Annotated in this window: 9 protein-coding genes; 3 read left to right on the top strand and 6 right to left on the bottom strand. The window is 72.6% G+C overall.

Annotated elements, in window-relative coordinates:
• The first annotated feature begins 92 nt into the window (after nt 1-92).
• The gene (locus tag C3492_RS27650; RefSeq protein ID WP_103815119.1) at nt 93-1,898 is read left to right on the top strand and encodes a bifunctional UDP-sugar hydrolase/5'-nucleotidase; all 1,806 of its coding nucleotides are present in this window, start codon (nt 93-95) and stop codon (nt 1,896-1,898) included.
• 163 nt (nt 1,899-2,061) lie between these two features.
• Here the strand turns inward: C3492_RS27650 and C3492_RS27655 are convergent, their stop codons facing one another.
• The 4 genes from C3492_RS27655 to C3492_RS27675 all read right to left on the bottom strand — a co-directional run bounded on the left by C3492_RS27655 (nt 2,062) and on the right by C3492_RS27675 (nt 8,604).
• The gene (locus C3492_RS27655) at nt 2,062-3,474 is read right to left on the bottom strand and encodes a lysine N(6)-hydroxylase/L-ornithine N(5)-oxygenase family protein (protein WP_103815121.1); all 1,413 of its coding nucleotides are present in this window, start codon (nt 3,472-3,474) and stop codon (nt 2,062-2,064) included.
• Nucleotides 3,471-4,853, bottom strand: a complete 1,383-nt coding sequence (locus C3492_RS27660) for an aminotransferase class V-fold PLP-dependent enzyme (RefSeq protein ID WP_103815123.1) — start codon at nt 4,851-4,853, stop codon at nt 3,471-3,473. The genes C3492_RS27655 and C3492_RS27660 overlap by 4 nt, the downstream gene beginning before the upstream one ends.
• Nucleotides 4,854-5,635: 782 nt before the next feature.
• Entirely contained in the window at nt 5,636-8,128 is a 2,493-nt protein-coding gene (gene pepN / locus C3492_RS27670) for an aminopeptidase N (protein WP_181140581.1), read from the bottom strand.
• A 113-nt stretch (nt 8,129-8,241) separates the two neighbouring features.
• Entirely contained in the window at nt 8,242-8,604 is a 363-nt protein-coding gene (locus C3492_RS27675) for a chorismate mutase (RefSeq protein WP_103815129.1), read from the bottom strand.
• Nucleotides 8,605-8,867: 263 nt separating this feature from the next.
• Between C3492_RS27675 and C3492_RS27680 the strand changes: the two genes are divergently transcribed.
• Nucleotides 8,868-9,749, top strand: a complete 882-nt coding sequence (locus C3492_RS27680) for a hypothetical protein (protein ID WP_103815130.1) — start codon at nt 8,868-8,870, stop codon at nt 9,747-9,749.
• A 47-nt stretch (nt 9,750-9,796) separates the two neighbouring features.
• On the opposite strand, the gene C3492_RS27685 is transcribed toward C3492_RS27680, so the two are convergent.
• Complete coding sequence (locus C3492_RS27685; RefSeq protein WP_103815132.1) at nt 9,797-11,236, bottom strand: MFS transporter; 1,440 nt, start codon at nt 11,234-11,236, stop codon at nt 9,797-9,799.
• Between the two features lie 114 nt (nt 11,237-11,350).
• Here C3492_RS27685 and C3492_RS27690 point away from each other — a divergent pair, with 114 nt between their 5' ends.
• The gene (locus C3492_RS27690) at nt 11,351-11,818 is read left to right on the top strand and encodes a MarR family winged helix-turn-helix transcriptional regulator (protein WP_103815134.1); all 468 of its coding nucleotides are present in this window, start codon (nt 11,351-11,353) and stop codon (nt 11,816-11,818) included.
• 189 nt (nt 11,819-12,007) lie between these two features.
• Here the strand turns inward: C3492_RS27690 and C3492_RS27695 are convergent, their stop codons facing one another.
• Nucleotides 12,008-12,733, bottom strand: a complete 726-nt coding sequence (locus tag C3492_RS27695; protein WP_103815135.1) for a VWA domain-containing protein — start codon at nt 12,731-12,733, stop codon at nt 12,008-12,010.
• Between the last annotated feature and the right edge of the window lie 16 nt (nt 12,734-12,749).

Raw genomic sequence — 12,749 nt, forward strand, 5'->3', positions numbered from 1 at the left:
TGGACCTGTTGTCGTAAGTCATGCTCAGGTCAGAATCTACGCGCGTTGTTGTACTCGCGCGTTGTTTGTGCCACCGCCAAGGAGACCGAGACATGCCGTTGAACCGCCGGAAGTTCCTGAAGAAGTCCGCCGCCACCGGAGCGGGAGTGGCGATCGCCGGCGCGGCGGCGGCTCCGACGGCCGAGGCGGCGGAGGCGAGGAAGCCCGGGCACCCCGTGAAGCGGTACTCCCTGACCGTCATGGGCACGACCGACCTGCACGGGCACGTCTTCAACTGGGACTACTTCAAGGACGCCGAGTACGCCGACAAGGCGGGCAACGCGATGGGCCTGGCCCGTATCTCCACCCTGGTCGAGCAGGTGCGCAAGGAGAAGGGCCGCTGCAACACGCTGCTTCTGGACGCCGGTGACACGATCCAGGGCACCCCGCTCACCTACTACTACGCCAAGGTCGACCCGATCACCGCCAAGGGTGGCCCGGTGCACCCGATGGCGCAGGCGATGAACGCGATCGGGTACGACGCGGCGGCCCTCGGCAACCACGAGTTCAACTACGGCATCGAGACGCTGCGGAAGTTCGAGGACCAGCTCGACTTCCCGCTGCTCGGGGCCAACGCGGTGGACGCGAAGACGCTGAAGCCCGCCTTCCCGCCGTACTTCATGAAGACCTTCCACGTGCCGGGCGCCAAGCCGGTGAAGGTCGCCGTGCTCGGTCTGACCAACCCGGGCATCGCGATCTGGGACAAGGCCTACGTCCAGGGCAAGCTGGCGTTCCCGGGTCTGGAGGAGCAGGCCGCCAAGTGGGTGCCGAAGCTGAGGTCGATGGGCGCGGACGTGGTGGTGGTCTCGGCGCACTCGGGCACCTCGGGCACGTCGTCGTACGGCGACCAGGTGCCGTACGTGGAGGACGCGGCGGCCAACGTGGCCAAGCAGGTGCCGGGCATCGACGCGATCCTGGTCGGGCACGCCCACCAGGAGATCCCGGAGCTGAAGGTCGTCAACGAGAAGACCGGGAAGACGGTCGTGCTGTCGGAGCCGCTGTGCTTCGCCGAGCGGCTGACGATCTTCGACATCGAGCTGGTGTTCAGCAAGGGCCGCTGGGAGGTGGAGTCGGTCTCCGCGTCGCTGCGCAACTCCAACACCGTCGCCGACGACCCGAAGATCACCAAGCTGCTCACCGACGAGCACAGGAAGGTCGTCGCGTACGTCAACCAGGTCGTGGGCCGGGCGACCGAGACCCTGACGACCGTCGAGGCCCGCTACAAGGACGCCCCGATCATCGACCTGATCACCAAGGTCCAGGAGGACGTGGTCAAGGCCGCGCTCGCGGGTACGGCGTACGCCTCGCTGCCGGTGATCGCCCAGGCTTCGCCGTTCTCCCGGACCTCCGAGATCCCGGCCGGCGACGTCACCATCCGGGACCTGTCGAGCCTGTACGTGTACGACAACACGCTGGTCGCCAAGCTGCTGACGGGCGCCCAGGTCCGCGCCTACCTGGAGTACTCGGCGGGGTACTACGTGCAGACGGCCGCCGATGCCACGGTGGACGTGGAGAAGCTGACCAACGCGGGTGGCCGCCCTGACTACAACTACGACTACGTCTCGGGCCTGTCGTACGACATCGACATCGCCCAGCCGGCCGGGTCGCGGATCAAGAACCTGACCTTCAACGGGGCCGCGCTGGACGACGCCCAGGAGTTCGTGTTCGCCGTGAACAACTACCGGGCCAACGGTGGCGGTGCCTTCCCGCACGTCGCCACCGCCAAGGAGCTGTGGTCGGAGTCGACGGAGATCCGCACCCGGATCGCCGAGTGGGTGACCGCGAAGGGTGTCCTGGACCCGAAGGACTTCGCCTCGGTGGACTGGAAGCTGGTGCGCGAGGGCAAGCCGGTGTTCTAGGGCCGCAGAGCTTCTGGAGTCGCAGCAGGTCGACGGCGGCGACGCCCACCACCGCGTCGAAGGGGTGGGCGTCGCCGAGCAGCCAGGCGTTGACCTCGCGTCGTCGGGGAGCGGCCGGTTGCCAAAGGCCGGGTGGGCCGCGCTCACCCGGCCGTGACGGCGTTCACCTGTCCTGGACGAGCGGGGTGAGCCGTTGCGGCTGCCTGCCCTGCGGCACCCGGGCAGCGGGCTCGTGAAGTCCGAAGGAGGTGAAGGCGGTCCGGGACGGGAGCGGGTACGGCTCCTTCCCGGTGAGCGAGTTGAGGATGGTGGCGCTGCGCCAGGCGGCGAGGCCGAGGTCGGGGGCGCCGACGCCGTGCGTGTGCAGCTCGGCGTTCTGGACGTAGACGGAGCCGGTGACCGAGGGGTCCAGCACGAGGCGGTACTGCTCGTCGACGCGTGGGCGTTCGCTGCTGTCGCGGCGGATGTAGGGGTCGAGTCCGGCGAGGATGCGGTCGAGGGGGCGTTCGCGGTAGCCGGTGGCGAGGACGACGGCGTCGGTGGTGAGCCGGGAGCGGCTGTCCTGCTGGAGGTGCTCCAGGTGCAGCTCGATCTTGCTGGTGGCGATCCGGCCGGCGGTGCGGACGCGGACGCCGGGGGTGAGGACGGTGTCGGGCCAGCCGCCGTGCAGGGTGCGCCGGTACAGCTCGTCGTGGATGGCGGCGAGGGTGCCGGCGTCGATGCCCTTGTAGAGCTGCCACTGGGCGGCGACCAGCCGGTCGCGGACGGGTTCGGCGAGGGCGTGGAAGTAGCGCGTGTAGTCGGGTGTGAAGTGTTCGAGGCCGAGCTTGGAGTACTCCATGGGCGCGAACGCCTCGGTACGGCCGATCCAGTGGAGTTTCTCCTGGCCGGCCGGGCGGTGCCGGAGCAGGTCGAGGAAGACCTCGGCGCCGGACTGTCCGGAGCCGACGACGGTGATGTGCCCGGCGGCGAGGATGGTGTCGCGGTGGTCGAGGTAGTCGGCGGCGTGGACGACGGGCACGCCGGGCGCGTCCACCAGGGGCCTGAGGGGGTCGGGTACGTAGGGGGCGGTGCCGATGCCGAGGACGACGTTGCGGGCGTAGGTCCGGCCGAGGGCCTCGGTCTCGCCGTCGGTGTCGAGTTGGGTGAAGTCGACCTCGAACACGTCCCGTTCGGAGTTCCAGCGGATGCCGTCGACCTGGTGGCGGAAGCGCAGCCCGGGCAGTTGCCCGGCGACCCAGCGGCCGTAGGCGTCGTACTCGGCGCGCTGGATGTGGAGGTGCTCGGAGAAGTAGAAGGGGAAGAGCCGCTCGCGTGCTTTGAGGTAGTTGAGGAAGCTCCAGGGGCTGGTGGGGTCGGCGAGGGTCACCAGGTCGGCGAGGAAGGGCACTTGGACGGTGGCGCCGTCGACGAGCAGGCCGGGGTGCCAGTCGAAGTCGGGGCGCTGTTCGTAGAAGACGGCGTCGAGTTCGGCGAGCGGCTGGGCGAGCGCGGCGAGGGAGAGGTTGCAGGGGCCGATGCCGACGCCGACCAGGTCGCGTGGGGAGGCGGGTTCGTGGCGTGGGGGGTGGGTCATGCGGGGAGGCTTCTTTCGGCGAGTTCGACGAGTTTGATCAGGTGGGCCAGGTCGTCCGGCCGGGTGTGGGGGTTGAGGACGGTGGCCTTGAGCCAGAGCCGGCCGTCGAGTCGGGCGCGGCCGAGGACGGCCCGGCCCTCGTGCAGCAGTCGTCGGCGTACGGTGGCGACGGCGTCGTCGTCGGCCTCGGCGGGCCGGAACAGGACGGTGCTGATGACGGGGCGGTCGTAGAGTTCGAAGCCGGGGTGCTCGCGGATCAGTGCGGCGAACTCCCGGGCCCGGGCGCAGACCTGGTCGACCAGGGCGCCGAGCCCGCTGCGGCCCAGTGCCTTCAGGGTGACGGCGATCTTCAGGATGTCGGGGCGGCGGCTGGTGCGCGGGGAGCGGCCGAGCAGGTCGGGGAGTCCTGCTTCGGTGTCGTCGTCGGCGTTCAGGTAGTCGGCGCGCTGGTGCAGTGCGGTGAGTTCGTGCGGGCGGGCGACGGCGAGGAGTCCGGCGGCGACTGGTTGCCAGCCGAGTTTGTGCAGGTCGAGGGTGACGGTGTGGGCGGCTTCGAGTCCGGCGAGTCTGTCGCGGTGCCGGTCGCTGAACAGCAGGCCGCCGCCGTAGGCCGCGTCGATGTGCAGCCGGGCGCCGTGGGCGGTGCACAGGCCGGCGATCTCGGGCAGCGGGTCGATGAGGCCGGCGTCGGTGGTGCCGGCGGTGGCGGCGACGAGCACCGGTCCGGGGAGCGCGGTGAGGGCTTCGTGGAGGGCGGCCGGGTCGAGGGTGCCGCCCGGTGCGGGGATGACGACCGGGTCGGGCAGGCCGAGCAGCCAGGCGGCGCGGGGCAGCGAGTGGTGGGCGTTGGCGCCGCACACGAGGCGCACGCCGCCGTGTGCCTCGCGGGCGAGCAGCAGGGCGAGCTGGTTGGATTCGGTGCCGCCGGTGGTGACGAGGGCGTCGGCGAGCCCGGCCGTGCGGGCGAGGGTGCGGGTGACGGCGGCTTCCAGGGCGGAGGCGGCCGGGGCCTGGTCCCAGGAGTCCAGGGAGGGGTTGAGGGCGCTGGCGGCGAGGTCGGCGGCGGCGGCCACGGCGAGCGGCGGGCAGTGCAGGTGGGCCGCGCACAGGGGGTCGGCGGGGTCGGCGGCGCCCGCGGCGAGCGCGTGCACGAGGGTGCGCAGGGCGTCCGGGTCGCCGGTGTCGGGCAGGACGTCCCCGAGGGCGTCGGCGACGCGGGTGGCGACGGCGTCCGGTCCGCCGGCGGGCAGTGGCCCGCCGCGTTCGGCGTGGCCGGCCGCGAGGGCGTCGAGCACGGTGTCGAGGAGGGGCCGCAGGGCGTCGGGGCCGGTGGGGCCGGAGGCGAGGGGCGGCAGGCTCGCGGGCTCTCCTGCGCTCATGGGCTCTCCTCCGGGCAGGTGAACGTCCGGCGGGCGTCGAGGGCCCGGGGCTTCCGGCGTGTGGGTGGAGTTCCAGCTTGTACCGGATGGGGGTCCTGTGTCCCGGAAGCCGGGCGAACGGAACCCGAAAGTGTGTACTGCCGTATCCCTTCGAGGTGTTGGGCCGGCCGGGCTCCTCGGGTCCGGTCCGGGAAGTCGGCGCTGTGGTGCCGGGCCGGTGGGGCGGGGGTGCGGGCCGGGGTTGCGGTGGGCCGGCGCATGCGGCGGCTCGTGCGGGAACAGCTCGGGGCCCGCCTGGGCCGGGGCCGGTCTCCACGGACGTCGGCCGGGGCGGCGAAGCCGTTCCCGTACGCGCGGGTGACCGCCTGGGTGGGCGCCCTGACGGTCTCGGCCGCGGCGGGGTGGCGGTGCACGGGGGCGCGGCCGGTGTTGCCGGTCGCGCCGGTCACCGCGATCTCGGTGCCGCCTGCGTGGGCTTCGTCGTTCCGGCCGTCCGAGCCCCGGAGGGGCGGCGGCCGGTCCGCCGCGTCGTCGGCGGGGGCCGGCCGCCGGCGCTGCACAGCGTGATCGGCGCCACTGCCCGGCAGGCCCGGGGCCGCCCGGGCCGGGCGGCCCCGGGGCCCGGCCATGCGCCGGCGCGGGCCGGTGACGCACGGCGGGGGAGCACCTCCGGTGCCGGCCCAGCGCCGGAGCCCGTGCCGCGTCGTCGGACGTGTGCCGGTGGGCGTGGCGCCGAAGAGGCGGTGCCCGTCCGTCTCGCCCTGCGCCGCGCCGGACCGCTCCTACTCCGCGTGCTCCTCGCCGCGCACCTTCAGGGCGCGGGACAGGTCGTCCAGGCGGTCGGCGAGGGTGCGGCGCAGGGCCGGGATGAGATCGGCGTCGCGCAGGCAGGCCTCGCCGAGGCGGAGGTTCTCGGCGTCGACGGCGTGGGCCGGGAAGCACCAACGGCCGGCGGCGACGGCGATGGCGGGGCCGCGGCGGGCGGCGACGGCGACCGCGTCCGTGTAGAAGCGCGGCACGTACTCCCGTACCAGGTCGGCCTGTTCGGGCTGCCAGAAGCCCCGGGCGGTGGCCGTGAAGAGGTAGTTGGACAGGTCGTCGCCGGCGAACATCGCGTCCCAGGCGGTGCGCTTGGCCTCCGGGTCGGGCAGGGCGGCACGGCAGCGGGCGGCGCCCTCCTGGCCGGTGGCGCTCGGGTCGCGCGCCAGTTCGGCGGCGATGGCGTCCTCGTCGGTGGCGCCGAGCACGGCGAGCCGGGCGAGGATGCGCCAGCGCAGTTCGGGGTCGAGTTCCGGTCCGCCGGGTACCGTGCCGTCGGCGAGCCAGGCGGCGATGGTCTCCGGGTGGGCGGCGACGTCGATCAGGTGCCGTACGGCGATCAGCCGCAGGCCGGGGTGGTCGCCGTCCTCGGTGCGTCGCAGGAGGTCGCGGCAGAGCGAGGTGAGGGTGGCCAGGGCGGCCGGGCGGTCCTGCGGTGTCAGGTACTGGTCGGCGAGCTGGCCGGCGGCGAAGGCGAGGACGCCCTGGGTGACGGCCAGGTCGGTCTCGCGCGGCAGGTGGGCGCGGGCCGTCTCCAGGTAGGCGGCGGGCGCGAGTTCGCCGTCGCGGACGGCGTCCCTGAGGGCGTTCCAGACGACCGCGCGGGTGAGCGGGTCGGGCAGGCCGGACAGGCTGGTGCGGAGCGTGTCGAAGGAGGCGGCGTCGAAGCGGATCTTGGCGTAGGTGAGGTCGCCGTCGTTGAGGAGGACGAGTGCGGGGCGCTTGCCGATGGGCTGCGGCGCGGTCTGCGGGACGTCGAGGTCGATGCGCTCGCGCAGCAGCAGCCTGCCCTCCTCGGCGACGTCGTGGTCGTACAGGCCGGCGCTGAGGCGGTGCGGGCGGCTGCCCGAGCGGTCGGCGGTCAGCGCGCAGGTGCCGCCGGTGGGGGCGATCTCCGGGGTGAGCTTGTCGACGCCGGTGGTGCGCAGCCAGCTGTCGGCCCAGGCGTGCACGTCGCGGTCGGTGGCGGAGGCGAGGGAGTCGATGAAGTCGGCGAGGGTGGCGTTGCCGAACTTGTGCCGCGTGAAGTGGGTGTTGATGCCGGCGAGGAAGTCCTTCTCGCCGAGCCAGGCGGCCAGCTGGCGCAGTGCGGAGGCGCCCTTGGCGTAGGAGATGCCGTCGAAGTTGAGCAGGGCGGAGGCCGTGTCGTCGACGTTCTCGGGGGCGACCGGGTGGGTGGTGGGCCGCTGGTCGGCGTCGTAGCCCCAGGACTTGCGGGTGACGCCGAACTCGGTCCAGGGGTCGGTGAAGCGGGTGGCCTCGGCTGTGGTCTGGTAGCCCATGTACTCGGCGAAGGACTCGTTGAGCCAGATGTCGTCCCACCACTTGAGGGTGACGAGGTCGCCGAACCACATGTGGGCCATCTCGTGGGCGATGACCATGGCGCGGGTCTGCCGCTCGGTGTCGGTGACGGCGGAGCGGTAGACGAATTCGTCGCGGAAGGTGACCAGGCCCGGGTTCTCCATGGCGCCCGCGTTGAACTCGGGGACGAACGCCTGGTCGTAGGAGTCGAAGGGGTAGGGCTCCTCGAACTTCTCGTGGTAGCGGTCGAAGCACGCGCGGGTGATGTCGAGGATCTCGTCGGCGTCGGTGTCGAGGTGGGGGGCGAGGGAGCGGCGGCAGTGGATGCCGAAGGGCAGTCCGCGGTGCTCGGTGCGCACGGAGTGCCAGGGGCCGGCGGCGACGGCGACCAGGTAGGTGGAGATCGGCGGCGTGGGCGCGGCCTGCCAGAGGCCGTCGCCGCGGTGCTCGGTGACGCCGTTGGCGAGGACGCTCCAGCCCTCGGGCGCCTTGACGGAGACCTCGAAGACGGCCTTCAGGTCGGGCTGGTCGAAGGCGGCGAAGATGCGCTGGACGTCGTCCAGGAACATCTGGGTGTAGACGTACGTCTCGCCGTCGCTGGGGTCGGTGAAGCGGTGCATGCCCTCGCCGGTGCGGGAGTAGCGCATGACCGCGTCGACGCGCAGTTCGTGCTCGCCGGCGGTGAGGTTCTTCAGTGGCAGCCGGTCCTCGCACAGGGACTCCGGGTCGAGCGGCTGTCCGTCGAGCGTGGCGCCGCGCAGCTCGGCGGGCTTCAGCTCGACGAACGTGTCCCCGTCGGACCGCGCCGTGAACCGGATCGCGGTGCGGGAGTCGAAGGTCTCGTCACCGGTCGTGAGGTCCAGTTCGATCGTGTACCGGTGGACGTCGAGGAACTGTGCTCGGAGCTGCGCTTCGTCGCGCGTGAGTACGGACATGCAGGCCATGCTGCCTGATGGGGCCGACAGCGCACAGGGGCGGACCGGTACACGGCTTTTGTCCCCTGCGCGCCCCCTTGCCCATCGCCGGGCCGGGCTCGTCCGGGCCCCGGTCAGGGGCGTGCCCGGTCCTCGTGCGCCGGCTGTCCGTTGTGGGTGTCCTCGGCGATGCGTTCGTGGTGCCGGATCACCTCGGCGATGATGAAGTTCAGGAACTTCTCGGCGAACGCCGGGTCGAGCTTGGCGTTCTCGGCGAGGCGGCGCAGCCGTTCGATCTGCCGGGCCTCGCGGGCCGGGTCGGCGGGCGGCAGCTGGTGCAGCGCCTTGAGCCGGCCGACCTGCTGGGTGCACTTGAAGCGTTCGGCGAGCATGTGGACGACGGCCGCGTCGATGTTGTCGATGCTGTCGCGCAGCCGCTCCAGTTCCTGGCGGACCTGGGGGTCGTCGGCACCGGTGCCGGTGTTGCTGGTGGTCATGGGGGCTCACCCTATGCGTTTCACGGGCCGGGCCCTACGGGTGTCCGGGGAGTGGATCACCGGCGGAATCGCGGGGGGCGGGGACGTGGTGGCCGACGGGGACCGGGTGCCGGCCCGAGGCCGAGTGCCCACCGGGACACACCAGGACACACCGGGACCCCTCCCGACCACTGCCGGGGTGGGGGCCGCCCGGCGGGGCCCTTCCCGCGCTGCCGTCCCGCCTACAGTGGTAGGGAGTTCCGGTGGCTTCAGGGGGTGCCGACGTGGCGAACGGCGGACCGGTCCAGCACGGCTACCCGCACCTGGAGACGGTGCGGGCGGCCATCACCGCGCTGTACCGGCGCCTGTCCCGCGACACCATCGAGACGTTCTCGGCCAGCGTGGCCCCGGCCGACGTGGCCTTCTGCGACACCGACGACCTGCATCTGGGCGCGCAACGCGTGGCCCGGGAGATCGTGCGGCACTTCCGGCTGCCGGACGCGCGGCTGATCGTCGGCTTCCGGGAGATGACCCACGCGGCGAACGTCGAACTCGCGGCGGGCCCCGAGTACTTCGTCGAGCTGAACGACCGGTTCCGTACCCACCGCAGGGACATCGGCGCCGCGCTCGCCCACGAGGTGGCGCACGTCTACCTGCACCGACTGGACCTCGCCTTCCCCACCACGGCGGAGAACGAGATCCTCACGGACACGGCGACGACCTATCTGGGCGCGGGCTGGCTGCTGCTGGACGCCTACCGGGAGGACGGGGTGTCGTCACAGAAACTCGGGTACCTCACCCCGGAGGAGTTCGGTTACGTCCTGGCCAAGCGGGCCCTGCTCTTCCAGGAGGACCCCTCGGTGTGGTTCACCAGCCCGCAGGCCTACACCGCCTACGTCAAGGGGATGGCCCGGGCCCGCCAGGACGAGCAGCAGCCGCCGCTGACGGCGGCGGGCTGGGCGGGCCGCCGCCGCTACGCCCACGACCGCCGGCACGCCTCCGGCGCCCCGCCGAGCGCCCCGTACGCCTTCGCCCCCGACAGCGGCGGCCACCTCGGGGTGACCTTCCCGTGCCCGACCTGCCACCAGCGGATCAGGGTGCCGGTGCGGGGGCGGGTACGGGCGCGCTGCGGGTTGTGCCGGACGGTGCTGGAGTGCGACACGTAGCTCCGGCGGGCTTCACCGCCGCATCGGCTGTCCCATGGACCGCCGTGTCAGCCCGCGTGTTCCGGCACCGCCCGCCGCGGAAGCGCCGCGCACAGCACCCCGCACACCACGAACGCCCCCACGACCCACGGCATCGCCCCGGCGAGCGCCTCGCCGGGCCCCTGCGTCACGGCCCCGAAGAACACCGTACCGATCACCGCCGCCCCCAGCGCGCCGCCGAACTGCTGAGCCGTGGAGAAGATCCCGGACGCTCCCCCGGCCAGTTCGCCCGGCACCGCCGACAGCACCACGTTCACCAACGGCACGACCAGGAACCCGAGCCCGGCCCCGGCGAGCACCAGTCCGGGGACCAGCGGCCAGGCGCCCGCGTGCACCGCCGGGGCGTCGTCGATGGCGGCCCACACCCAGCCGAACCCGCCGGCCATCAGCAGCGCCCCCGCACCGAGCACCAGCCGTCCGTACTTCACGGCGAGCCCGTCCGCGACGGGCGCGGTCAGGAATCCGCCGGCCGAGAACGCGACGGTGACCACCCCGGCCTGGAGCGGGGTGTACCCCTCGCCGCCCTGGAGCCAGACCGCGAAGACCAGGAAGAAGCCCTGCATGCCGAGGGAGAAGAGCAGCTGGACGAGCACGCCCACCGAGAACGCGGGGAGCGCGAACGCGCGCGCGGGCAGCAACGGCACCGTACCCGGCCGGTGCCGCCGGGCCTCGTACACGCCGAGCCCGGCCACGGTCGCCGCGCCCGCCGCGAGGCAGATCCAGCCCCACAGCGGCCAGCCGTTCTCCCGGCCCTGTACCAGCGGCAGCACGATCGCGACCAGTCCTCCGGCCAGTACCAGGCTGCCGAGGGGGTCCGGCCGCCCCGCCGACCGTTCCCGTGTGGTGGGCACCAGGCCCAGCCCGCCCACGAACGTCGCCACCGCGACCGGCACGTTGACCAGGAACACCGAGCGCCAGCCCCAGCCGAACAGATCGGCGTCGGTGAGCACCCCGCCGAGCAGGAGCCCGACCGCCGAGGCGAAGCCGGCGACCGCGCCGTACATCCCGAAGGCGGCCCCGCGCTCCTTGCCGTGGAACAGGGTGCGGAACGAGCCGATCACCTGCGGCACGAGCACGGCCGCCAGGACGCCCTGGACCGCCCGGGCCGCGATCAGCTGCGCCGGTGACCGGGCGATGCCGCACGCCAGGCTCGCCAGCCCGAAACCCGCCGTACCGGCGAGGAAGAGGGGCCGGCGGCCGACACGGTCGCCGAGGTGGCCGGAGACGATCAGGGCGGCCGCGAAGCCCAGCAGGTAGGCGGAGACGACCCATTGCAGGTCGCTGGCGGAGGCGTGCAGGTCCCGGCTGATGGACGGGACCGCCACGTTGACGATCGTTCCGTCGAGCAGGTCCATCAGGGCCGCGATCATCATCACGGCGGCGGCGGCCCAGCGGCGCGGATGGGGTACCGCCGTGGTCGGCGGGTCTGCGGTGACGGTCGTGGACATGGATGTCCCCCCTCGCTCGGATTATTTCGTTCGACCGAACGAAAGAGTTGCACGACGTGCCCGCTCCCGCAAGTGCTTAGTTCGACCGAACGAACTACTTGCTAGCCTGGGTCCATGACCGAGGGAGACGAGAAGCGGGACGAGACGCTCCGGCGCCTGATGGAGGTGGGCCGTGTCCACAGCGGCGTCACCGTGATGTTTCATTCGGCGGTCGCCGCCAAGCAGGGACTGAACGCCACGGAGGAGAAGACCCTCGACCTGCTGGAGCGGCACGGCCCGCTCACCGCGAAGGACCTGGCCCGGCTGACCGGTCTGGCCCCGGCCTCCGTCACCGGCCTCGTCGACCGCCTGGAGACCAAGGGCTTCGCCCGGCGGGTCGCCCACCCGACGGACAAGCGCCGGGTGCTGGTCGAACTGAACCAGGAGAAGATCGGCGAACTCACCGTCTTCTTCGAGGACTGGGCGCGCGACATCGTGGCGGCGTGCGAGGAGTTCAGCACGGAGGAACTGCAGACGGTGGTGCGCTTCCTGACGGTGATGGCGGAACGGCAACGGGAGGCGGCCGCGCGGCTCAGCTCATGAGCCGCGCGGGGCGGCTGCCGAGTCCCGGACCGTCGACGAATGTGAAGCAGCGCACCCGGGCCGGCGTCCCTGCGGCTGACAGTGGCCCGGGCGCCGCGCTCGGCGTGGGGGACGCCGGAGGAGTGCCGGGACCCGGTGCTCGCGGGCGGGCGCCAGGAGGTGGTGGCGGACCGGCGCGGGGGCGTTTCGTCAGTCCGGCCGCAGGACGCCCGCCGCGCGTGCGGCCGCGAGCCACCTCGGGAACTCGCCGACGAGACGGTCGTACAGCTCGGCGTCGGAGACCCGGCGCGGGTCCTGGCCGGCGTGGAAGAAGCCGGCGTTGTCCACGATCCGCTTGCCGGGGACCGCCAGTTCGTCCAGCTTGCGCAGGAACTCGAACTGCCGGCTGTCCGGGTCGCCGAAGCCGACGAACTGCCAGAACAGCGGGAGCCGCGCGGCCTTGCACAGATGGCGTTCGGCGGCGAGCTTGCTGATCGGTCCGCCGTCGGTTTGGAAGACGACGAGGGCGGGGGCGGTGGCGCCGCTGTCCAGGTAGTGGTCGATGACGGCGTCCATCGCCAGGTGGTAGCTGGTCCTGCCCATGTGGCCGAGCCCGGACACGATCCGCTCGACGCGGCCCTGGTGCCCGGCGAGGGCGATGTCGGTGACCGCGTCGACGTCCGTGGAGAAGAACACGACGGGCACCCGGCCGTCGTCGTCCAGGTGCGCGGACAGGCCCAGCACCCGGTCGGCGAGCGCCTGCACACTGCCGTCCTGGTAGTACGGCCGCATGGAGCCCGAGTAGTCGACCACGAGGTAGACGGCGGCCCGCAGCCCGTCCAGGCCGTGCTTGCGCAGGGACACCCCCGCCGACCGGTAGGCGCCGACCAGTGCGGGCGCGGTCTCCTCCACCTTGCGCAGACCGATCGCGGCCATGATCCCCCCTCGGCTG

Origin of the sequence: Streptomyces sp. Ru62, assembly GCF_002920615.1 — a bacterium.
Lineage (GTDB): Bacteria > Actinomycetota > Actinomycetes > Streptomycetales > Streptomycetaceae > Streptomyces.

What these genes read in the sequence shown, in the direction of transcription:
- C3492_RS27660 (WP_103815123.1), bottom strand. Translation starts at nt 4,853, where the DNA reads ATGAGCGCAGGAGAGCCCGCGAGCCTGCCGCCCCTCGCCTCCGGCCCC.
- pepN (WP_181140581.1), bottom strand. Translation starts at nt 8,128, where the DNA reads ATGTCCGTACTCACGCGCGACGAAGCGCAGCTCCGAGCACAGTTCCTC.
- C3492_RS27675 (WP_103815129.1), bottom strand. Translation starts at nt 8,604, where the DNA reads ATGACCACCAGCAACACCGGCACCGGTGCCGACGACCCCCAGGTCCGC.
- C3492_RS27695 (WP_103815135.1), bottom strand. Translation starts at nt 12,733, where the DNA reads ATGGCCGCGATCGGTCTGCGCAAGGTGGAGGAGACCGCGCCCGCACTG.
- C3492_RS27650 (WP_103815119.1), top strand. Translation starts at nt 93, where the DNA reads ATGCCGTTGAACCGCCGGAAGTTCCTGAAGAAGTCCGCCGCCACCGGA.
- C3492_RS27655 (WP_103815121.1), bottom strand. Translation starts at nt 3,474, where the DNA reads ATGACCCACCCCCCACGCCACGAACCCGCCTCCCCACGCGACCTGGTC.
- C3492_RS27685 (WP_103815132.1), bottom strand. Translation starts at nt 11,236, where the DNA reads ATGTCCACGACCGTCACCGCAGACCCGCCGACCACGGCGGTACCCCAT.
- C3492_RS27690 (WP_103815134.1), top strand. Translation starts at nt 11,351, where the DNA reads ATGACCGAGGGAGACGAGAAGCGGGACGAGACGCTCCGGCGCCTGATG.